Below are 20,514 nucleotides of genomic sequence, written 5' to 3'. Positions count from 1 at the left end.
ACTCTTGACCTTCACCGAGGGGGAGTCGTGCGACAGCCTCCCGTTCTCCAGCGGCCGCACCAAAACCGACCCGCCCCGGCCCTGGACGACCTCCCGGCTCGAAAAACAAGCACCGGGCCACACGCCACGACGTCGGCAAGACAGTCAAACGCGCCGAGTCGACCAAGGAACACCAAACCCGCCGAGGATAAACGCCAAGATCAGGCCCCAGAACCAGAACCGCCTCTACGACTTCTACCGGGACCTTCGAAGCGCCGACGACCTCTACTGGGACCGCCGTCTGGACGCCTGGGTCGCAACCGGTCATGGCGTGGTCAGCAGCACGGCAAGTGATCCACGCTTCTCCTCGGTACGCTATCCGGACATCGAGGCGGTCTCCGAGGAACTACGGCCGCTGGCCCGGGTCCTGAGCCGGCAGATGCTCTACAGTGACGCCCCTGACCACGCCCGGTTACGCTCCCTGCTCAGCAGGGCCTTCACACCCCGGGCCGTGGCAACGCTACGCGACCGGATCTTCGATGCGGTCGATCAGATCATCACCCGCGCAGCACCGACCGGTCGGCTGGACATCGTCGCGGACCTTGCCCGCCCCGTGCCCCTGGCTGTCATCTGCGACCTCCTGGGCGTCCCGGAAGAGGACCGGCACGTTCTGTCCTCCTGGTCCGACCCCATCGCCACGGCCATCGGCAGTTCCCGGCTCGACGCCGACGACAGCCGGGCCGCCTCGCAGAGCATGGCGCAGATGCTCGCCTATCTCCGGGAACTCCTCACCCGCAAGGACGGCCCGCCCGCGCCCCACACCCCGCGCGCACTGCTGGCCACCGGGACCGAGAACCCCGACCAGGACTTCGATGAACTCCTCGCCAACTGCGCCCTGCTCCTGATCGCCGGCCATGAGACCACCACCCACTTCATCGGCAACGCCGCCCTCGCCCTCCTGAGCCACCCGCAGGCCGCCGACCAACTGCGCAACCGAACAGACCTGATCCCCGCCGCCGTCGAGGAACTCCTGCGCTACGACAGCCCAGTGCAGCTGATGCTGCGCAGGGCCCGCCGGGCGGCGCCCGGGTGAGCGGGGCACCATCTCCCGACGGCAAGGCCTGACGTACTGCCCCTCTCCGGACGAGTCCGGCTCTTCCTCCTCCACCCGCGCCAGGAGAGGATCTTCTGGGCCGTCCACGACCCCGGGGAAGACCGTGGTCGTGGAACCGACCGGCGAGCCGTACGCCCGCCTCGTCGTCGGGGTCGCCGACCCCCGTGCGACCGTGGAGCGCGCCCTGCCTGTGGGACGACTCCACGGTGCCTGCCGGGGGCTACGACGCCGTAGCCCCCGGCAGGCAGGCGCGGGCCAGAACCCCCGTCATCGCCCGGCGGGGCCGAGGACGACCGGCAGCTCCGTCAGACCGCGGAAGGCCGGGAACGGTACCTCCAGCCAGGCCGCCTCCCGGGCGGGGTCGGCCAGGGCCACCCCCGGGAACCGGCCGAACAGCCCGGTGAGGGCGAGCTGTGTCTCCAGGCGGGCCAGTGGGGCCCCCAGGCAGTAGTGCGTCCCGTGTCCGAACCCGAGGTGCGCACTCTGGGTGTTCGACGGCCGCGTCACATCCAGCACGTCCGGCTCGTCGAACCTCAGCGGGTCACGGTTGGCGGAGTTCAGCGCGATCTGGACCAGAGCGCCCTTCGGGATCCGTGTCCCGGCGATCTCCAGGTCCTCGTTGGCGTAGCGGAAGGTCGCGCTCTCCACCGAGCCGTCGTAGCGCAGCATTTCCTCCACCGCCTGCCCGATCAGCTCCGGGTTCTCCTTCACCGCGCGCAGCTGATCCGGGTGGGTGAGGAGTTGGTGGACGGAGTTGCCGATCAGATACGCGGCCGTCTTGTGACCGGCGAACATCAGCAGGAACGCCGTGGACACCAACTGGTGTTCGGTGAGCGGGCCCTCCTCGTCCCGGGCCTCGGTGAGGGCGCTGAGCAGATCGTCGCCGGGACGGCCCCGCTTACGGGCGAGAAGCTCCGTGAAGTACGCGTGCAGGCTCTCCTCCGCCCGCTGGTGCGCCTGCTTGGCCTCCTTGCCGAAGCCGGTGTGGGCCACCGTCGTGGACCAGGTCTGCACATCCGCCCGGTCCTTGAGCGGTACGCCGAGCAGTTCGCAGATCACGATGATCGGCAGGGGGAACGCGAAGGCGGGCAGCAGATCGACGGGCTCGCGGGTCGGGCAGTCGTCGAGCAGTGACCTCACGACCTCCTCGATATGCGGCCGCAGCGACTCCACCCGGCGGGGGGTGAACGTCGAGCCGACCAGCTTCCGCAGCCGGGTGTGCTTGGGCGGGTCGGCGTTGAGCATATGGTCGTCCAGGGCCACCGACGAGTCGCCGAAGATCCTCCGGTAGGCCTCCAGGGCCCCGTACATGTCCTTGCTCAGCCGCGGGTCGGTCAGCGCGGCCCGAGCGTCCTCGTACCGCGTGATCAGATACGTGTCGATGCCGTGCGGCGGGCGCATCGGGCAGACGGGCGCCGTGTCCCGGAGGTGTTCGTACACCGGGTAGGGGTTCCGGCGGAACTCGGGGGTGCAGCGCGAGACCTCGGCGACGGGGTCGTTCACGGTGGTCACGGACGGCTCCTCAGATCGAAGACGGCCTCGGCGTTGCCGCCGAGGATGAGCTGCTGGGCCGCCTTGTCGACGGGCAGCTTCTCGATCATGCTCATGAGTTCCTCCAGCGGCACGGACAGCGGCGGTGAGTCGGTGCCGAACAGCATCCGTTCGGGCCCCAGTACCTCCGCGTTCAGACCCAGGTGCGCCGGGCTGAAGGTGCTGGTGTCGACATACATCCGCCGCAGTGCCGCCGCGGGGTCCGCGGACGGCGGCATCACCTCTCCCCCGGCCGGAGGCCCCGCCGCTCCGGCGGCCGGCCGGACAGCACCGGGCGGCCGGCCGCCGGCCCCCTGAGCACCGGGCGGCCGCGCCGCCGGGGCGCCCGGTGCGCCGCCCCAGTGCCGGGGACGCGCCGCGGTCTGCAGACGCTGCGGGAGCAGTGCCAGCGCGCCCCCGCCCGTGGAGCCGATCAGCCGCAGGGCGGGATACTTCTCCAGCCAGCCGGCGAACGCGATCATGGCCATACTCAGGGAGATGTCGCTGAACCGGCCGATCTGCTCGACGAAGCCGAGGTGGTCGACCCGGTCGGTGCCGATCGGCTCGGCCGGGGCGTGAACCAGGACCGGCACCCCCGCCTCGGCGGCCAGAGCGAAGAACGAGTCGGCCCGCGGTGAGCCCAGGAGTTCGCCGTGGACGCTGGAGGTGGTGATCAGCCCCACGAAGGCGGGGTCCGCCAGGGTCTCCCGGACACCCTCCAGATGGTCGTCGTCACCGAACGGGTTGGCGTACACATATCCGCGCAACTGGTCCGGGAAGGTGGCGATCAGACCGGACATCCAGGCGTGGAACTTCCGCAGCCGGTCCCGGGGCTGTGCGTAGTTGTCGACACCCGGGATCCGCGCCATCGCACCGGCCCCGACCGGGCTGCCGATGATGGTGAGGTCGATCCCCGCCCGGGCGCGGGCCGCGAGCATGCCGTCGGCATCGGTCAGGCTGGGCGGCATGGGGAAGTTCCTGGCCGCCTCCGGCGGGGACAGATGCCCATGGATGTCAATGATCACGGCCGGTTCCCGCTTTCGGTGTGAGTGCGTGGCTGACCGCCACACAGTCCTCGTCACCGTGGCCCATGCGGGTGGCGCGGACATGGGTCTCGGCGGCAGCAGCGGCGAGCGGCAGCCGCAGTCCGGCCGCCTCGGCCTGGTCGGCGGCGAGCAGCAGGTCCTTGGCCATCAGCCGCAGCCGGAAGTCGGGCTCGTCGAACCGTCCGGCGGCCAGACGCCTGGACTTGAACGCCATGACGGGTGAGGCGAAGCCGCTGCCCGCGATGGTGGTGAGGGCCAGTTCGCGGTCGAGGCCGGCGGCGGCGGCCAGTTCCACCGCCTCGGCCAGCGCCTGCACCTCGATCCCCATCAGCAGATTCAGCAGCAGCTTCATCCGCATGCCGGAGCCCAGCGCGCCCAGATGGACGACCTCCTTTCCCAGCAGTTCCAGCAGCGGGCGCCCGGCAGTGAAGACCCGCTCCTCTCCCCCGACGAACAACCGCAGCTCACCGGTGCGGGCGTGTTCCCGGTTGCCCAGCATCCCGACGTCCAGGACGGAGCCGGTGTCCCCGGCCAGCCGGACGACCTCCTCGGGGGCGACCGTGCCCGCACACACCAGCGAGCCGGGGTACGGTCCCCGCGCGAGGATCCCGCCCGGTCCGCGCAGAACGGCGGCAAGCGCGTCCCCGTCGGCGACGGTGCAGATCGCGGCGCTCGTCCCCTCGACCGCATCGGCAGGACTGACGGCGGTGAACGCACCGGCCCGGGCGAGCGGCTCCGCGCGCTCCGCCGTGCGGTTCCACACCCGAACCCGCACACCCCGGTCAAGCAGACGGGTGGCCAGTCCGCTCCCCATGGTGCCCAGTCCGAGAACGGCCACAGGGCCGGCATCGCGGGTCATGACCGGGCCCCCACGGTCTCCTGCACAACCCGGTACCGCAGCGACTGCGTCTGATCGACCCAGGCGCGCAGCGGCGCGAGCAGTGCACGGTGGTCGTCTCCGCGCAGCCAGGCGAAGAAGTGCTCGGGCGTTTCCCACTCACTGGTGATCACCCACTGCCGGGAATCGTCGATCGGCTCACCGAGCCGGTCGACGATGTGCCCGGGGACACCCGCCACGGACTTCCGTATGCGGTCATACACCTCGCGGAACCCCTGCTCGCCGCCCTCCACGACACGGACCGCGTAGACCACGGACAGCTTGTCACCCACAGGGCTGCTCGTCTCAGTACGCATCTCTCCTCCTGACACTGAGAACTGACATGGCACGACTCCCACGGACTCACGGCGGATGAAGCAACGCAACTCCGAAACGCGGACAGCCCAACCAGCACACAGGACACCCGTCAATCCCCTGAGCCGGTCAGGTGAGCAACTCGCGCGGGCGCCGAGCTCAACCCGCCCGCACCCCCAGAAAGCCCCAGAGCCCAGGCAGTGAGGCGACAGATCCCGGCACCACCAGGGCCCGGACCCCACATGCGGGCCGCACACGGAACCACCCACCCGGACACCCACAGCCCACCACAGGTCCCACTGCCCGTACGGGTACCGGATACCGGTATCGGGAACCCACCGCCGGTGCCAGTGCCGGATACCCACAACCCCACCCGGACGACGGACCCGGCACGGATACCGGCCCCGCGAGGAGCCCCCATGTCCCAGAGCGGCGTCGCGCCGCTCACCCCGGTGCCCCCACACGCGGCGATCAATACCTTCACCTGCCTCCGGGCGGTCGAGGCCGACGACCCCGAAGCCGCTGCCGAGTTCGCCGGCGCCGAAGCGCAGATACCCGCACTGCTCAGTGCGCATCACAGCCGTGTAGTGCCCACCGTGATTGATGTGGCGCACCGTCCGCCCCGAGGTGCGCGCCGCGTGCACCGAAGCACGGTGTGACGCTGATGCCGTTGTTCCAGGAGGTCAGGCGGCCTGCCTGGTCGTAGCCGTAGGAGAGGGAGGCGACTTCGGACGTTCCGGCGGATCCGTCGACGGCGTCGGTGGTCCGGTCGCCGGTGAGGCGGCCGAGGTTGTCGTAGGTGTAGGTGCTCTCGGCTTTGGACGCGAGAGGGCGCCCGGTTCGTTGTCAGTCGGCGGGTTTCTCCCAGACCGAGACATGTTGACGGCTCTCGCTTGTGAAGGCTTCCCGTGTCCATCCGTCCCACCGCTCGCGCAGCCGCAGCCCGGCGAGCTGAGCCATCAGGTCGAGTTCCGACGGCCACACATAGCGGAAAGGAATTGATCTGTACTCGCCACGGCCGTCGACGACCTCGATGTAGTTCGAACTCGTCGCCTGGGTGGCGACGTCGTAGATGTCGAAGGCCCATCGCGTCGGGCTCACGTGGTAGGGCACCACGTTCTGCCCGGCTGGGAGCCTTCGCAGCTCAGGGATCAGGACCTCGATGACGAAGCACCCTCCGGGTTCCAGGTGAGCCGCGGCGTTGCGGAAACAGGCCACCTGCTCCGCCTGCGTCGTCAGATTCGTGATCGTGTTGAAGAGCAGGTATGCGACGGAGAAGGTTCCGTCCGCCCTCGTCGTCGCGAAATCACCGATCGTGACGCCGATCGCGTCACCGCCCGGCTTGGCACGCAACCGGGCAACCATCGCTCGTGACAAGTCGATGCCGTGGACCTGGACTCCGCGCCGTGCCAGGGGCAGCGCGATGCGCCCCGTCCCGATGCCCAGCTCAAGGGCCCGGCCACCGTCGGTCAGGCCAGCCAGAAAGTCGACCGTCGCGTCGATGACGCCCGGCTCGAACATGTCCCCTGACGACTCGTCGTAGGCCGCCGCAACACGCTCTCCGAAGTAACCGTCCTGATCGTCCATCACCAGACCGTACGGTGGGAGCCCATCGCCGCGCGCGCGGATTTCGCGTGCCATCACAGTGGTGAGTCCCCCTGCGTCCAGCGTCCGGAGCGGGTGAGACCTGGGCATGTGCCGTCGCCTCGAACTGCCGACGCCGTGACGGAATGCCGACCTGGCGGAATCACCGCCGAGACACGGACCCACCTGGCGCGGGGCGGCTTCAGCCGTCGCGCCCGGCACCGCGATCGGGGGCGCTCATGTCCCCCGTCCTCGGCGTGCCATCGGCGAGCCCGTAGCGCAGGTACACGGTGCCCTTCGGACCGGCTACCGGCGGTTCGAGCAGTGTGATGTTCGTGGGCACCGCTCCACCGTCGAACACCTTCTTCCCGACGCCGAGCACGATCGGGTGCACCCAGAGGTCGAGACGGTCGAAGAGCTTCTCGCGCAGGAGAGTCTGCACCAGGTTCAGGCTGCCGACGACCTTCACGTGCTCGTGCCTGTCACGGATCTCGCGCACCGCGCCGGCCAGATCCGGGCCGAGCTGCGTCGACCCGGCCCACGAGAGGTCGGGCCCGCCGCGGGAGGCCACGTACTTCGGGACGCTGTTGAAGAGCGTGGCGATCTCGTTGTCCTCACCGCCCTCCTGGTACGGCCAGTAGTCGGCGAAGATGTCATAGGTCCGCCGACCGAGCAGGAGGGCGTCCGTGCCCTCGTACGCGGCACCGACCTGCGCCCCGGCGACCTCGTCCAGCAGGGGCGCCTGCCAGCCGCCGAACGGGAACCCCACCGGGTCCTCGGCGGGGCCGCCGGGCGACTGCCCGACGAGGTCGAGGGTTGCGAACAGCTCGATGTGAATGAGGCCCATTGCCATACTCCCGATTGCTTGTCTCGGTCGGGAGGTAGACCTGTGGGCGCCGGCGGACTCATCGCCGCGACGGCACCCGGCTCCCGGTGCATCGGCCACCACCCCGTCCGGCGGTCAGCGTCCTCGCGACGCCGTGCAGCAGGGCTCGGCAGGTAGGCCGTGCGCCCTGGTCCAGGCCGCACGTCGGATTCCTCGAACAGCACATACCGACCGATCTTGAAGCGTGCAGCACGGTGCCCTGCTTACGTCACCAGGCCCGGGCGCCGCCCCGGCACTCCCTACTCACGGTAGATCACAGGCCGCGTGCAAACCGGGTGGCTGCCCTGCGTCCAGCGTCACCGCAGGCCGCAGCCCTGATCTACGGCTGTAGTACCAGGCGGAACTTCGAGCCGTGGTACCGCCTGCGGGAGGTTCCCCTGACCGCGGCGGCCGCGGGAAGACCACCCGGAGGCTTTGGACGCGTCCGTTGCGGCGGAACATGAGCCAGGCGAGGGACGGCGGGCAGACGTGGACCGCGCCGTCGTGAGTGATGTCCATTTCCCAGATGCCGATGTCCCGGCCGGCCACCACATGGCGCAGGTGCTGGCGCACCCCGTCCTCCAGGTAGTGGCGCATGACCGGGACGGGGTGGATACGCTCTCCTGGCCGGCCGAGCCTCCCGACCATTTCGGATTCCTTCGGCCAGAGCTCGGAGATCTCCCGGGGCAGGCCACCGGTCTCCCACGCCTCCAACGTCGCCACGGCCTCCTGCCTGCTCCCCTCGGTGAGCACGGAGGCGTCGTCGTGCGCCTGTGCGGCGGTCGACAGCAGCACCTGGGCCATCTTCCCCCTGGCCTGGTTGAGCCGACTGCGTACCGTCCCGACCGGTACCACGCACGCGTCGGCGATCTCCTGGTAGGAGGTGATACCGCTGAAGTGCCGCAGCATCAGCACCAGCCGGAGCTGCGGCGGCAGTTCCTCCACCGCGCCCCAGATCCAGTCACGCATCGCGTGCTGCTCGATGAGCTGTCCCGGCTGCGACGAGTCCTGGTCGCGCAGGTGCAGGTGATCGAGCCCGTCCAGGCCGGGCGTCTCCCGTGTGGCGCGCAGGCGCATACGGGAGGTGTTGCGCACCACCGCCCGCAGCCACGCTCCCACGGCCGCCGGGTCCCGTACGTCGCCGATGCGCCGCAGTGCGGTCAGCGCGGCGTCCTGGACCGCGTCCTCCGCATCGGGGCCGTAGCCGAGTAAGCTCAGCGCCACCGCGCGCATCGGCGCCTGGTGGCGGGCCAGCAGCAGACCGAGGGCTCCGGTCTCGCCGGCCTGGGCCCTGCGGGTGAGGTCCTCGTCCGTGGGCGAGTTGAAGGGCACCATGTCTCAACGCCTCCGTGGCGACATGTCGCGAACCGTGCACTGATCGGGAGATGAGTCCCGCTTCTCCCGCTCGGCGGTGCACACAGAGTAGACCTTCCGCATGAACCGTGTCCGATGGGTCGCGGCCGGGGCTGACGTTCCTACGGTGAGGGAGTGGACGTCCACGTCCTGGACACCGGCATCAACACCGAGCATGGAGAGTTCGAAGGCCCGGCCTCCTGGGGCACCACCATCCCCGACCATGACGAGGATCTGGACAGCAACGGATACGGGACACATCGTCCAACGCCGACCCGGACGACCAGGTCAACGCCACTGCGGACCAAGGGCTGTTCGTCGTCATGCCTGGCCGGTGACGCACGCGTATCGACGTACAGATCAACCGCGCCGGTCGCGTCTCCCGACTCAACGTCCGTGACGGGCCGCCAGGGGCCACCTGCCTCCACGCAGGGTTGACGCCCCGGGGGCCCGGACGCTCCGGACACCCGGGCCTCGGGTTCCGGGGGCAGCAGGACCGCCGTGAGCGAGGTCCTGCTGCCCCCGGACGACAGTGGAGCTCAATGCCGTCCGGCTGAAGCCCGTACAACGCGACGGGAAGCAGCGGGCGTTGCGGGTGGTGGCGGTGGTCATGTCCGCGAGCGTCCGGTACGCGGTACACGTGGTCGCCGAGACCGGTGCGGTGGACGAACGCGGGCCGGGCGACACCGGCCCGGCGGGCACACCGACCACGAGGTACGGGCTGACGAGGCCGCGACGGGAGCGGTGCGAGGTCGGAGCGACCCGACGCTACGCGGGTACGCGTCCCGTCCCGGCGGCGGTGGTCGCCCTGTCCGGGGAGACGGCGCCGGGCCGGCGGCGGCTGCGGGCGAGGGGCTTGAGGGTGCGGTGGACGATGAACCATTCGGCGGCCCCGGCGCTGACGAGTATCGATGCCCAGACCGAGGTGGTGTAGACGTCCTCGAAGGTCAGCCAGTCGTACCGCGACCGGGCCGCCAGCCCGAGTAGCAGGAAGAGGCGCAGCAGCACGGCCGCGAAGGAGAGCGCGTAGTTGCGGATCATCCAGATGCGGTGCAGCTGGATCTGGCCTCGCCGGATCGTCCGGTACGCCTGGACCAGCGAGTAGAGCCAGGCGGCCGTCAGCAGATAGAAGGCGACCTGTACGGAGATCCCGTCCACGGAGAACGTGGCCGCGAAGAGGGCCGCCGCGGACGCGATCAGGATGCTGACCATGTACACGCGGCCGACGACCCGGTGCAGCTTGCCGTACTTGTTCCGTAGCGCGGGGACGAACTGGACGGGTCCCAGCAGCAGCAGGAGGATCGCGGGGAGGGCGTGGATGACGATGGAGAGATAGTGCAGGGCCACGTCCGGGTTGATCGGAATCCGGCTCTGTGACGAGTCACCGGTCAGATAGGCGGGGGCGCTGTACAGGGCTGTACCGACCGCCGAAACGGCGAACATCGCCCATGCGCTCCGTCGCACACGGCGATCCGTCAGAAATGCGGCTTTCATGATGACGGCTCCCTGGGTCTCTGCAGTGATGAGGGGACATCGGAGCCCTGTTCGAGAGGGAACCCGGCGCGGTGCGCGCGGATGTGGTTCGCCTGTCGAAGGCACCTGGGCCCGGTCGTGGCACGGGGAGCGGTGCCGCGCCCCCCGTCGCCTTCGATCACGCTAGCGAGGGGAGGGAGGCTTGAGTAGTGTGAAATTCTTCTGACACTGTTAGGTATTTGGTGAGCGTGAAAGGCCCGTCGTTCGGTCGCCGCATGCCCCGGCCGAGCCCGCGACCGGCCACCGTCGCTGCGTCGGCGGCGCCGGGCCGTCGCCGTCCGAACCATGGCTCCACGGCGCAACCAGCCCCCGCGTGTACGCCGCTGCCGGCGCGTCTCTCAGTGCCAGTGGGCGGGCTCGGGCAGCCAGCTGCCGTGGAAGCCGGCCGGGACGGGGTGGGGCAGTTCCACCACTGCCTGGACGTGGAGGTCCGCGGCGTCGAGGACGAGCAGTTCCCCGGCCTGACCGTCGTCGTTCGAGACGAGCGACAGGAGCCAGCCCCCGTCCTCGCCGGTTCCGTCCGCGGCCGGTACGAAGACCGCCTCGCCGGCGTAGCGGCTGCCGGGTGTCTCATGAACGTCAGTGGTGCGGCGCGCGAGGTCGTGCTTGGCGATGCCGTCACCGGAGACGGTGTACAGGTAGCGGTTCGGGCGCCCGGTGAGGGTCTCGTTGTGGGTGGGGAACTCGGCTGCGCGGTCGTCCAGGGCCGACTCGGTGACGCGGCCTGTCGTCGGGTCCAGGGTCCAGCGGTACAGGACAGGGCCTTGAGGTCGGCCGGATCGTGTGTGCCCGGCCGGGCCGCCGGCTTCTGCGTACCCGCCGATGTCCGACCACATCCCCCGGAAGCCCGCGCGGTCGTAGCGCGCCGCGTCGAGCACGATGCGCCCGTTCGCGTCCTCATGGGCGTTGCCTACGTGGAAGACGTAGCAGGGTTCGACGTCGTACCACCGCACCTCGGCACTGCCGGGTGTACGGGACATGACTCCGAGCCGTGCGCCGTACTCCTCGTCCCACCGGTAGGGCATGCCGCCCCGCCCGGCCGGTGCCGGGTCGAAGACGACGGGCAGGTCCATGAACACGATGTGGTGTTCGGTGATGGCGAAGTCGTGCATCATCGTCGGGCCCGGCACCTCGATCGGCCGGCTGTCGAGCAGCAGTCCCTCCGCGGTCACCCGGTGGTAGGTGAGGTAGGGCGGGGCGAACCCGGTGCCGAACAGGTGCAGTTCGCCCGTGACCGGATCCTCCTTGGGGTGAGCGGTCATCGCGGTGGTGAGCCGTCCCTCGAAGTCGTACGGTCCGACGGTCTCCAGCGACGGGGAGACCCAGTAGGGAAGGCCCACCTCGCACAGGGCCAGCACCTTGTCGGCGTGCCGGATCACGTGGGTGTTGGCGGGCGTGGCGGCCAGGTCGACGGAGAAGTCCGCGCGGACGAGCGGATGTCCGGCCAGTTCGCGGGTGCGGATCCACCGGTTGTGGTACCACTCGGCGCGGCCGTGGCGCAGCCTGATGCCGTGGAGCATGCCGGCACCGGTGAACCAGTGCCCCTTGTCCTGGCCGGGCAGCGGGTTGGGACAGTTGCGCAGATAGCGGCCGTCCAGGTCGGGCGGCAAAGATCCCCGTACGGTGAGGTCGGCCGTACCGTGCTCGTCGGGTACCGGGGCGAAGCGGCCCCGGAGATACGGGGGAAGAGCCGTCTCGTCGGTCATTCCGCTTTCCTTGTCGGGCCCCGTGCGGATCCCGCGGGAGTCGCGGGGTCCGCACGGGGCGGATGGGCTGCGGACCGTTACTTCGCGGTGGTGCGGGCCGCGTCTTCGATCAGGTCCGTGACGGCGCCCGGGTGGCTGATCATCACCGCGTGCGAGGCACCGCGCACCTCGACGACACGGGAGTGGGCGCGCTGGTACTCGAAGCGTTGAAGAGCGGGTGGAATGGCCTTGTCCCCCGTGGCGACGACACCCCAGGACGGGATGGTCCGCCAGGCGGCCGCCGTGGTCGTGTCGGTGAAGGCCTTGGTGCTGAAAGGCCGTTGACCCGCGGCCATCACGCGCGTGGTCCTGCGCGGCACGTCGGCCGCGAACACGTCGTGGAACCTGTCGGGCCGGAGGTAGAGGTCCTCGCCGGTGGTCCCGTCCCCGTTGTCGTAGGGCACGGGGGCGAGGGCGGCCTCGATCTCACTGCCCGGGTACTTCTGGATCAGCTCCGCGAGGACCTCGCCCTTGTCGGGGACGAAGGCGGCGACGTACACGAGCGCCTTGACCCGGGGATTGCCCGCCGCGGCGTTGGTGATGACAGCGCCGCCGTAGGAGTGGCCGACGAGCACGATCGGACCCTTGACCGACGTGAGGAAGCTCGCGATGTAGGCGGCGTCCGTGGGCAGACCGCGCAGGGGGTTGGCCGGTGCCGCTACGGTGTAGCCGTCCTTCTGCAGTTCGGTGATGACGCCGTTCCAGTTGGACGCGTCGGCGAATCCCCCGTGCACCAGCACGACCGTGGGCTTGGGGCCGGGCTTCGCCGCGTCGCTCCGCGGGCCGGGATCGGCCGCGGCGGCGGACACCAGGAGAGCGGCCGCAGCGGTGGTCGCGGCGGCCGTGGCGAGCAGGGCGCGCAGGTGCTTGCGCAGGTTCCTCATGCGCCGGCTCCCGAAGCGGCCTTCTTGATGAGGGCGGCGACCTCGCCGGGCTTGGACACGTAGACGGCGTGGCTGCCGCCGGTCTCGGTCACCGTCGCGCCGGCTCGCTCGGCCATGGCGCGCTGCGCCGGGGGCGGGATCATACGGTCGTCGGTGGCGACCAGGTAGAAGCTCGGCCTGGTCCGCCAGGCGGGGCGGCTGACCGCCCCGCCCAGGGCGTCCAGGCCCCAGGGGACCTGCGAGTCGGCCAGGAACCGCGCCTCGTCGGCGGGCAGGTCACCGGCGAAGGAGGCCGCGAACTTCTCCCGGTCGAGGAAGAGGAATCCGCCGTTCGGGGGCAGGATCGGGGGAACGGGGGCTCCGGGCGGCGGGTCGGCGATGAGCGTGTTCACGGACTCGCCCTTGTCGGGCACGAACGCCGCGATGTACACGAGCGCGCTCACCTTCTCGTGGTTGCCCGCCTCCGAGATCACGGCGCCGCCGTAGGAGTGTCCGACCAGTACGGTCGGGCCGTCCTGAGCATCGAGGATCAGGCGGGTCGCGGCGACGTCGCCTTCGAGCGAGAGCGTGGGGTTCTGGACGACGCTCACGGTGTAGCCGTCCGCACGCAGCAGGTCGTAGACCCCCTTCCAGCCCGATCCGTCGACGAATCCGCCGTGGACGAGAACGATGTTCCGTGCTTCCGGGATGGTGCTCACGATGTGCTGACTCCTTCTTCTCGGTGAGCCTCGGGCCGTGTGCCCGAGGTTCGTGGGTGGTCGTGCGGAAGTGGCGCCTCTTCAGGGATGGAGAACTGAGGAGGGGTGGGGTTCCCGAGCTGTCCGGTGACCGACACCGACGAGATGCATGGCGAGCATCGAAGTTCGAACCCTGCAGTATGACGTCCGTCACATTGTGCTCGCCGTCTCGTCCGGGAGCTCTCCGGTGCGGGACGGAGCGTGATCTTGCCGCCCTCGTCGAACCTCCCTTCTGGTCGAACCTCCCTTCTGAGGGTGGGAGTCGCGTGTTCGAGGTTCGCGGTCACGGTGGCGAGCGCGCCGTACCTGCCCTGGAGCCCGGCGGGACGGGCCTTCGCCTCGCGCAGCCGGCCCGCGCGAGTCGGCAAGAGGGAGGCGCGCTCGATGGCTGGTGGGCGGCGCCTGAAAGAGGGCGGGAGTTCCATTCGGCCAGGAGGTCGGTGGCGCGGTGGGCTGAGACGGTCCTTGACGGTCTGGCGGCGCGGCGGGCCGGGGCGAGGCGTTTGCCCTTGAGTATATGGGTGAGTTCGCGCTGTTCGACGAGCCTGATCGGGGCCTGTTCGGCGGTGAGGTCGGGCTCCCCCAGCCCGACCGCCATGCGTCCGGCCACCGGCAGTACGGCGCGAACGACGCCATCGACCTGATCAAGATCCAGTCCCTCGCCGAAGTCGGCGTCCACCTGTCCCGTATCACGGTAGAGGCCTCGTCCCCGGCATGACAGCGACTCGGCACACTCATGCACACACCACGGAACGCATGACTCGACATGCCCGGACAGTTCCGGCCACACGTGGATATCAGTGGGCTGGCGCCCCTGTGATGTTGCCCGCCAGAGTTCTGGCGTGGCGGTCTTCCGGGGTACTCGTGCTGGTCGTGGGCGGCTGTCTGCGCTGGAGATCGTCTGTCAGCGGTTGACTTCGAGGTTCGTATCAGTGCCGGCAGGAAGTGGTGGCGTGGGCGGGGTCGGTGCGGAACGCGGTGAGTGTCGCCAGTTCCTCAGGCGGGCGAAGCCGCGTTCGACGGGGGCGCGTCCGGCGGCGCGTGCACGGTCGGCTCCCTTCTGGCTGATGGAGAGTTTGCGGGCATGGGTGGCCTTGTAGCCGGTGACGACGACGGGGTCGTTCGGATCGTCGTCCAGGCCTGCCAACGGACGCCGCCGCCGTGCAGCGCGCGCACCCTCCCTCGCGAGTCCGGGCCCCGGCGGCCACCACGCGACCAGAGGCATCAACCGTGACCACAGTCGCGAAGGCCAAGTGAGGTAAGAGTTCGTGCAGTTCAGCGGAGCACGAGAAGAGCATCCCCGCCGCCCTCCCGGTCGACCCCACGTCAGGAAACGATCTCCGACGACAAAAATCCCGCCTGCGCCAAATCAAGGAGTACGCCGGCAACCGGCAAGGGCGTGAACTGCACGCGCGGATGCGGCCGCTGCAGCGTGACGTACTGGCACACATGCTGAACCGCGGGCCGCAGCACAGGACTGAACGGGGGAGGATCCGGACGCCGGGTCAGGCCCGCCCGTCCGGCGCGCAGCCCCGCATGATGAACGCGATCACGCCGTCCAGCCCGTGTTCCGCGGCCTCCGGAGCGAGCATGCCGGTCGCGGCCAGGTCGGCGTAGCCGTGAAGCGTCGCGAAGACCGGGACGCAGATGCGCTCCAGGGGCCCCTCGCGCACCTCCCCCTGACGCTGCCCCTCCGCCACCAGCCGCTCGATGAGCCCGGACCAGCGCGCGGTGGCCTCCAGCAGGTCGGCGGACGCCTGCGGGTCGTGCTTGATCGAGTACATCAGGTCGAGCAGCACGGCATTGTCCAGACAGAAGCCCACATACGCGCGGACCACCGCCTCGCCCGTGCGCGCCCTGGCCGCGCACCCCGGCTGGGCCGCCACGAACCTGCAGCGCCACGACGGCGGTGCGCTGAGCCGCGCCTTCATGCGGGTCGTGGCCCAGGACAACAAGGCCGGCGCACTGCCGACCCTGTACGCCGCTGTCCAGGACCTCCCCGGCGCGAGCTACGTCGGCCCGGACGGCTTCGGCGAGGTGCGCGGCGCCCCGACCCTGGTCGGCCGCTCCCCGGCGGCCAGCGACCCGGCGACGGCCCGGCACCTGTGGACGGTCTCCGAGGAACTGACCGGCGTCACGTTCCCGCAGCAGCCCACCGGAGCGTGAGCTGGGTTCCTGGTTCCTGTTCACTCGACGCGCGACCGCCCGGCCCGGCGCACTGGCTCAAAGCCTTCCTCAACCGGGCCATGCAGAGCCGCCGCTGCCGACGCTCCCCAGGCACTGCGGGCGGCCCGCCGCCCCGAAGGGCGGCCGGCGATGGAGCCGGGGCCGGGTGTCAGGGGCGTGGTGCGGTGGCGGTACGGCCGCCTGTGATGCGCAGGAGGTCGAGCTTTCCCGCGTCGCTGCTCCCGGCCGCTGCCGTGTAGGTGACCATGCGCAGGTCCGCGCCCGGAACGATCAGGACGTCGCAGTCGAGCAGGATGTCGCCGATCTGCGGATGCCGGATCGTCTTGCGGTCGGTGGTGTGCTGAGCGGCGGCTGTCCGCGTGGCCCAGTGCTGGGCGAAGGCGTCGGATCCCGCCCACAGTTCCTGCACGAGACGATCGAGCCGGGCGTCCGCGGGGTAGCGGGAGGCGGCGTCCTTGAGGTCGGCGACGATCGACGCCTCGAAGGCGCCCTGTCCGCGCTCGGACTGGATGGGAAACAGCGAGGCACGAGCAGCGCCGTTACCGAAAAGGGCGCGCGCGAGGTTGCGCTCGGCAGTCGGGAGCACGGAGGGGTCGCCGTGCAGTGCGCTCCACATGGTGTTCCACCACACCAAGGTCCAGTCGGCGGTGAACACCCCGATCGGAACGTCGCCCAGGCGCGCGGCGAGCCGCTGGATGCCCGGCGGCACATGAGTGCTGACAGTGCCGTCCTGCGGCGGCAGGAGCCCGGCGCTTCGGTGCAGCTGGTCGCGCTCGGCCCGGGAGAGCTGAAGGGCCCGGGAGAGAGCGCCGACGACCTGGGCCGAGGGATTCTTCGCGCGTGACTGCTCCAGGCGCAGGACGTAATCGACCGAGAGCCCGGCCAGCTGCGCGAGCTCCTCGCGGCGCAGTCCCGGGGCACGACGGCCGGCCGTCGCGGTGAGGCCGGCGTCGGCCGGAGAGAGGCGGTCACGCCAGGCGCGCAGGAGTGCGCCGAAGTCGGAGCGGGAGGCAGCCATGGATCCATTCTCGCCGCTCGGCACCCGGTGAGCCTGGGTACTGCCAGTCCTGGTGACGGGGACGCCACTGGTTGGCGGTGGCGCAAGCGGCGAATGTGGTGATGTGCCCAGCCGGGCGCGCATCGGCTGACCAGTGAGCAGGAGCCTCCCATGCAGCACACCATCGTGATGACGGGCGCGAGCCGCGGGATCGGTCGCATCGCCGCAGAGCACATCCTGCGCCAGTCGCCCCACGTGCACCTCCTCGTCGTCGCCCGCGCAGCCTCCGGCGCACAGCTGGCCTCGGAGCTGAGCACGGGCGGGCACGCGGTCTCGCATGTCCCGGCGGACCTCGGCTCGCTGGACAGCGTCCAGTCGGCTGCCGCCGAGATCCGCGACCGGTTGGAGCGCGGTGATCTGCCGCCGCTGCGGGCCTTCGTGGGCAACGCGGGCATGCAGTACACGAACGCGCTGACCGAGGGACCCGACGGATTCGAGTCCACCTTCGCCATCAACGTGCTCGCCAACCACCTGTTCGTCCGCCTGCTCCAGGACCGTTTCGCGGCTCCCGCCCGGATCGTGATCACCGCTAGCGACACCCATTTCGGTGACTTCAAGCACAACCTGGGCATGGTGCCCGGTCCGGCCTGGAAGTCCCCGGACGTCCTCGCCCGTACGGGCGCCTTCCCCAAGCCCGACACCGCGGTCGGCGGGCGTACCGCGTACTCCACGAGCAAGCTGGCCGCGATCTACCTGGTTCACGAGTACGCGCGCCGACTGCCGGCCGGGGTCGACGCCGTCGCCTTCAACCCGGGGTTCGTCCCCGGCACCGGCCTCGCCCGGAACGCGGGACCCGTCACCCGGTTCGCGATGCGCCGCATCCTGCCGGTCATGACCCTTACCCCGTTCGCGACCAGCCGCAGTGCCGCCGGGCGCTGCCTCGCCGACGTCGTCCTCGGCACCACCCAGGCTCCGACCGGGTCCTATGTAGACCGCGCCCGTGCGGTCCGGTCGTCCGAGGAGTCCTACGACCCGCAGCGCGAAGGCGAGCTCTGGGACGCCGCCGAACGGTTCATCGCGGCGTACGGAACGTGAGCATCAGGCAGAAGCCGAAGATTCACCCGATCAGCCCAACGGGGCACACGGCTACGGGACCCGGAGGATCCGCCCCGTCACAAGCTACTGCCGGGTTACTTGTTCGGCGTCCGCGCGGAGGTCGCCCTCAAGCCACTCCTGACGGAGTACGCCGACCGGTTCGCCGGCACCATAGGCCTGCGGCAGCCGTAAACACCTGATGCCGCCTCCAGCAGCACCCTCCACCGGGCAGGGTTCGACGGGAGGCCGGGGGCTGGCAGCCTGACGCAGCGCGACTGGTGACCGCGGAGGGTCACGCCGGAAATAGCGCCTGAGGCTCTACGCGACAAAGCGCCAAGAAAGCTCCTGAGTAGCCTTCTGTCGCATTTTCAAGGAGTCAAGGCAGGGGGGATCGCCCTAGGTGAAGCAGAGGCCACACAGTGACACATGGGGGCACTGTCGCCCCATCGGCAAGGGGCATCTCCGGTATCTTGGACAGCGTCCCAGCAGTCAATGGTCCCGAGGCCCGTGAGCCCCAGGGCCCTGTTTGGGCTGCCGTGTCCTGTCTCCGCCAGCTGTCCGGCCGCTCCCGCACCGTGGTGCGGGAGCGCGGTCTGCCATGCCCGAAAGAGAGCATCTGTGACCACTTACGACACTCGCACCGCCACCGATATCCCCGGATCCCAGCAACCCGGCCATGCCGGGGCGGAGTCGTATGACGCCAACGCGATCACTGTTCTGGACGGCCTGGACGCCGTGCGCAAGCGGCCCGGGATGTACATCGGCTCCACGGGACAGCGGGGGCTGCACCACCTGGTGCAGGAGCTCGTGGACAACTCCGTGGACGAGGCACTCGCGGGGGTGGCCGACCGGATCGACGTGACGATCCTGGCCGACGGTGGCGTGCGGGTGGTCGACAACGGCCGCGGCATCCCGGTGGGCATGCACCCGGTGGAGAAGCGGTCGGCCGTCGAGGTGGTGCTGACCGTGCTGCACGCGGGCGGGAAGTTCGGGGGCGGCGGATATGCGGTCTCCGGCGGTCTGCACGGTGTGGGGCTGTCGGTGGTCAACGCGCTGTCGACCCGGCTGTCGGCGGAGATCTGGACCGACGGCTACCGGTGGACGCAGGCCTACAGGGACGGCGCCCCCACCGCCCCACTGGTCCGCCACGAGGCCACCCCCCGGACGGGCACCTCGCTGACGTACTGGGCAGACGGCGACATCTTCGAGACCACCGAATACTCCTTCGAGACGCTGGCCAGGCGTTTCCAGGAGATGGCCTTCCTCAACCGCGGGCTCACTCTGACCCTGACCGACGAACGGCCCTCCGCGCGCGCGACAGCCGCGGCCGACGAAGCCGACTCGGACCCGGCTGCGAAGACGGTCTCCTACCGCTACGACGGCGGCATCACCGACTTCGTCGCCTACCTCAATGCCCGCAAGGGCGAGCCGGTCCATCCGTCGGTCATCACCATCGCCGCCGAGGACACGGAACGGCTGCTGTCGGTCGAGGTGGCCCTGCAGTGGAATGGCCAGTACACCGACAGCGTGTACTCCTACGCCAACGCCATCCACACCCATCAGGGCGGCACCCACGAGGAGGGCTTCCGCACGGCCCTGACCACCGTGGTCAACCGCTACGCGCGGGAGAAGAGGCTGCTGCGGGAAAAGGACGCCAACCTCTCCGGCGAGGACATCCGCGAGGGCCTGACCGCGATCATCTCGGTCAAGCTCGGCGAGCCGCAGTTCGAGGGCCAGACCAAGACCAAACTCGGCAACACCGAGGCGCGCACCTTCGTGCAGAAGGTCGTCCACGAGCACCTGACCGACTGGTTCGACCGCAACCCGAACGAGGCCGCCGACATCGTGCGCAAGGCCTTCCAGGCGGCCACGGCCCGGGTCGCGGCCCGCAAGGCGCGCGACCTGACCCGCCGTAAGGGCCTGCTGGAAACGGCGGCGCTGCCGGGCAAGCTGTCCGACTGCCAGGCGAACGACCCGGCCGTGTCGGAGATCTTCATCGTCGAAGGAGACTCCGCCGGCGGCTCGGCCAAATCCGGTCGCAACCCGCAGTACCAGGCGATCCTCCCGATCCGCGGCAAGATCCTCAACGTGGAGAAGGCCAGGATCGACAGAATCCTGCACAACCAGGAGATCCGGGCGATCATCTCCGCGTTCGGCACGGGCGTGCACGAGGACTTCGACATCGCCAAACTCCGCTACCACAAGATCATCCTGATGGCGGACGCCGACGTCGACGGCCAGCACATCAACACCCTGCTGCTGACCTTCCTGTTCCGCTTCATGCGCCCACTGATCGAGGAGGGCCACGTCTATCTCTCCCGCCCCCCGCTGTACAAGATCAAGTGGAACCGGGACCACGTCGAATACGCCTACTCCGACCGCGAACGCAACCTGCTCCTGGAACGGGGCCGGCAGGACGGCCGCCGGAGCAAGGACGACTCCATCCAGCGCTTCAAGGGCCTGGGCGAGATGAACGCCGAGGAACTGCGCGTCACCACCATGGACCCCGACCACCGGGTCCTGGGCCAGGTCACCCTCGATGACGCGGCCGTCGCCGACGACCTCTTCTCCGTTCTGATGGGCGAGGACGTCGAAGCCCGCCGCCACTTCATCCAGCGCAACGCCAAGGACGTCCGCTTCCTCGACATCTGACCCCGGGCACTGGCCTCCCGC

Annotated in this window: 18 protein-coding genes and 2 pseudogenes; 6 read left to right on the top strand and 14 right to left on the bottom strand. The window is 69.9% G+C overall.

Annotated elements, in window-relative coordinates; genetic code table 11:
- Nucleotides 1-47 precede the first annotated feature (47 nt).
- Nucleotides 48-191, top strand: a pseudogene (locus ACFYT4_RS25120) (transposase); the annotation flags it as partial.
- Nucleotides 192-1,360: 1,169 nt separating this feature from the next.
- Here the strand turns inward: ACFYT4_RS25120 and ACFYT4_RS25115 are convergent.
- Genes ACFYT4_RS25115 through ACFYT4_RS25100 form a run of 4 tightly spaced genes read right to left on the bottom strand, consistent with a single transcriptional unit; the run spans nt 1,361 to nt 4,863 of the window.
- Nucleotides 1,361-2,605, bottom strand: a complete 1,245-nt coding sequence (locus tag ACFYT4_RS25115; RefSeq protein ID WP_389273183.1) for a cytochrome P450 — start codon at nt 2,603-2,605, stop codon at nt 1,361-1,363.
- Nucleotides 2,602-3,648: an amidohydrolase family protein gene (locus ACFYT4_RS25110; protein ID WP_389273180.1), complete on the bottom strand. Its 1,047-nt coding sequence runs from the start codon at nt 3,646-3,648 to the stop codon at nt 2,602-2,604. Before ACFYT4_RS25110 ends, ACFYT4_RS25115 begins: the two co-directional genes overlap by 4 nt.
- Nucleotides 3,638-4,528: an NAD(P)-dependent oxidoreductase gene (locus ACFYT4_RS25105; RefSeq protein ID WP_389273177.1), complete on the bottom strand. Its 891-nt coding sequence runs from the start codon at nt 4,526-4,528 to the stop codon at nt 3,638-3,640. Before ACFYT4_RS25105 ends, ACFYT4_RS25110 begins: the two co-directional genes overlap by 11 nt.
- The gene (locus ACFYT4_RS25100) at nt 4,525-4,863 is read right to left on the bottom strand and encodes an antibiotic biosynthesis monooxygenase family protein (protein WP_389273174.1); all 339 of its coding nucleotides are present in this window, start codon (nt 4,861-4,863) and stop codon (nt 4,525-4,527) included. The genes ACFYT4_RS25105 and ACFYT4_RS25100 overlap by 4 nt, the downstream gene beginning before the upstream one ends.
- A gap of 417 nt (nt 4,864-5,280) precedes the next feature.
- On the opposite strand from ACFYT4_RS25100, the gene ACFYT4_RS25095 reads away from it, so the two are divergent.
- Nucleotides 5,281-5,520, top strand: a complete 240-nt coding sequence (locus tag ACFYT4_RS25095) for a hypothetical protein (protein WP_389273171.1) — start codon at nt 5,281-5,283, stop codon at nt 5,518-5,520.
- Between the two features lie 187 nt (nt 5,521-5,707).
- On the opposite strand, the gene ACFYT4_RS25090 is transcribed toward ACFYT4_RS25095, so the two are convergent.
- The 7 genes from ACFYT4_RS25090 to ACFYT4_RS25060 all read right to left on the bottom strand — a co-directional run bounded on the left by ACFYT4_RS25090 (nt 5,708) and on the right by ACFYT4_RS25060 (nt 13,523).
- Nucleotides 5,708-6,448: a class I SAM-dependent DNA methyltransferase gene (locus tag ACFYT4_RS25090; protein ID WP_389273168.1), complete on the bottom strand. Its 741-nt coding sequence runs from the start codon at nt 6,446-6,448 to the stop codon at nt 5,708-5,710.
- A gap of 199 nt (nt 6,449-6,647) precedes the next feature.
- Nucleotides 6,648-7,292 (bottom strand): dihydrofolate reductase family protein, encoded by a 645-nt coding sequence (locus tag ACFYT4_RS25085; protein WP_389273165.1) that lies wholly within the window; start codon nt 7,290-7,292, stop codon nt 6,648-6,650.
- A 282-nt stretch (nt 7,293-7,574) separates the two neighbouring features.
- The gene (locus ACFYT4_RS25080) at nt 7,575-8,645 is read right to left on the bottom strand and encodes an RNA polymerase sigma factor (protein WP_389273162.1); all 1,071 of its coding nucleotides are present in this window, start codon (nt 8,643-8,645) and stop codon (nt 7,575-7,577) included.
- 786 nt (nt 8,646-9,431) lie between these two features.
- Complete coding sequence (locus ACFYT4_RS25075) at nt 9,432-10,127, bottom strand: DUF2306 domain-containing protein (protein ID WP_389273158.1); 696 nt, start codon at nt 10,125-10,127, stop codon at nt 9,432-9,434.
- 407 nt (nt 10,128-10,534) lie between these two features.
- Nucleotides 10,535-11,902, bottom strand: coding sequence for a carotenoid oxygenase family protein (locus ACFYT4_RS25070; RefSeq protein WP_389273155.1), 1,368 nt, complete (start codon nt 11,900-11,902; stop codon nt 10,535-10,537).
- 77 nt (nt 11,903-11,979) lie between these two features.
- Nucleotides 11,980-12,825, bottom strand: coding sequence for an alpha/beta fold hydrolase (locus ACFYT4_RS25065; RefSeq protein WP_389273153.1), 846 nt, complete (start codon nt 12,823-12,825; stop codon nt 11,980-11,982).
- Nucleotides 12,822-13,523 carry an alpha/beta fold hydrolase gene (locus ACFYT4_RS25060; RefSeq protein WP_389273150.1) on the bottom strand — a complete coding sequence of 234 codons (702 nt, stop codon included), beginning with the start codon at nt 13,521-13,523 and terminating at the stop codon, nt 12,822-12,824. The genes ACFYT4_RS25065 and ACFYT4_RS25060 overlap by 4 nt, the downstream gene beginning before the upstream one ends.
- A 556-nt stretch (nt 13,524-14,079) precedes the next feature.
- On the opposite strand from ACFYT4_RS25060, the gene ACFYT4_RS25055 reads away from it, so the two are divergent.
- Nucleotides 14,080-14,280, top strand: a complete 201-nt coding sequence (locus tag ACFYT4_RS25055; protein ID WP_389273147.1) for a hypothetical protein — start codon at nt 14,080-14,082, stop codon at nt 14,278-14,280.
- A gap of 186 nt (nt 14,281-14,466) precedes the next feature.
- Here the strand turns inward: ACFYT4_RS25055 and ACFYT4_RS25050 are convergent, their stop codons facing one another.
- Together ACFYT4_RS25050 and ACFYT4_RS25045 are read right to left on the bottom strand one after the other, a co-directional pair.
- A complete protein-coding gene (locus ACFYT4_RS25050) occupies nt 14,467-14,709 on the bottom strand; it encodes a hypothetical protein (protein ID WP_389273144.1) in 243 nt (80 codons plus the stop codon).
- A 358-nt stretch (nt 14,710-15,067) separates the two neighbouring features.
- Nucleotides 15,068-15,400 (bottom strand): TetR-like C-terminal domain-containing protein, encoded by a 333-nt coding sequence (locus tag ACFYT4_RS25045; RefSeq protein WP_389273140.1) that lies wholly within the window; start codon nt 15,398-15,400, stop codon nt 15,068-15,070.
- 4 nt (nt 15,401-15,404) lie between these two features.
- Here ACFYT4_RS25045 and ACFYT4_RS25040 point away from each other — a divergent pair.
- Nucleotides 15,405-15,728 (top strand): annotated as a pseudogene (locus ACFYT4_RS25040) (oxidoreductase); the annotation flags it as partial.
- A gap of 169 nt (nt 15,729-15,897) precedes the next feature.
- On the opposite strand, the gene ACFYT4_RS25035 reads toward ACFYT4_RS25040, so the two are convergent.
- Complete coding sequence (locus tag ACFYT4_RS25035) at nt 15,898-16,767, bottom strand: helix-turn-helix transcriptional regulator (RefSeq protein WP_389273137.1); 870 nt, start codon at nt 16,765-16,767, stop codon at nt 15,898-15,900.
- A gap of 150 nt (nt 16,768-16,917) precedes the next feature.
- Here ACFYT4_RS25035 and ACFYT4_RS25030 point away from each other — a divergent pair, with 150 nt between their 5' ends.
- Nucleotides 16,918-17,841 carry an SDR family NAD(P)-dependent oxidoreductase gene (locus tag ACFYT4_RS25030; protein ID WP_389273134.1) on the top strand — a complete coding sequence of 308 codons (924 nt, stop codon included), beginning with the start codon at nt 16,918-16,920 and terminating at the stop codon, nt 17,839-17,841.
- Between the two features lie 618 nt (nt 17,842-18,459).
- A complete protein-coding gene (gene gyrB / locus ACFYT4_RS25025) occupies nt 18,460-20,493 on the top strand; it encodes a DNA topoisomerase (ATP-hydrolyzing) subunit B (RefSeq protein WP_389273131.1) in 2,034 nt (677 codons plus the stop codon).
- Nucleotides 20,494-20,514: the final 21 nt, after the last annotated feature.

The sequence above is a fragment of the Streptomyces sp. NPDC004609 genome, assembly GCF_042873655.1.
GTDB lineage: Bacteria > Actinomycetota > Actinomycetes > Streptomycetales > Streptomycetaceae > Streptomyces.
This window is presented reverse-complemented; position numbering and strand designations above follow the sequence as displayed.

What these genes read in the sequence shown, in the direction of transcription:
- ACFYT4_RS25105 (WP_389273177.1), bottom strand. Translation starts at nt 4,528, where the DNA reads ATGACCCGCGATGCCGGCCCTGTGGCCGTTCTCGGACTGGGCACCATG.
- ACFYT4_RS25100 (WP_389273174.1), bottom strand. Translation starts at nt 4,863, where the DNA reads ATGCGTACTGAGACGAGCAGCCCTGTGGGTGACAAGCTGTCCGTGGTC.
- ACFYT4_RS25095 (WP_389273171.1), top strand. Translation starts at nt 5,281, where the DNA reads ATGTCCCAGAGCGGCGTCGCGCCGCTCACCCCGGTGCCCCCACACGCG.
- ACFYT4_RS25090 (WP_389273168.1), bottom strand. Translation starts at nt 6,448, where the DNA reads ATGGACGATCAGGACGGTTACTTCGGAGAGCGTGTTGCGGCGGCCTAC.
- ACFYT4_RS25085 (WP_389273165.1), bottom strand. Translation starts at nt 7,292, where the DNA reads ATGGGCCTCATTCACATCGAGCTGTTCGCAACCCTCGACCTCGTCGGG.
- ACFYT4_RS25080 (WP_389273162.1), bottom strand. Translation starts at nt 8,645, where the DNA reads ATGGTGCCCTTCAACTCGCCCACGGACGAGGACCTCACCCGCAGGGCC.
- ACFYT4_RS25070 (WP_389273155.1), bottom strand. Translation starts at nt 11,902, where the DNA reads ATGACCGACGAGACGGCTCTTCCCCCGTATCTCCGGGGCCGCTTCGCC.
- ACFYT4_RS25065 (WP_389273153.1), bottom strand. Translation starts at nt 12,825, where the DNA reads ATGAGGAACCTGCGCAAGCACCTGCGCGCCCTGCTCGCCACGGCCGCC.
- ACFYT4_RS25055 (WP_389273147.1), top strand. Translation starts at nt 14,080, where the DNA reads ATGGGTGAGTTCGCGCTGTTCGACGAGCCTGATCGGGGCCTGTTCGGC.
- ACFYT4_RS25035 (WP_389273137.1), bottom strand. Translation starts at nt 16,767, where the DNA reads ATGGCTGCCTCCCGCTCCGACTTCGGCGCACTCCTGCGCGCCTGGCGT.
- ACFYT4_RS25030 (WP_389273134.1), top strand. Translation starts at nt 16,918, where the DNA reads ATGCAGCACACCATCGTGATGACGGGCGCGAGCCGCGGGATCGGTCGC.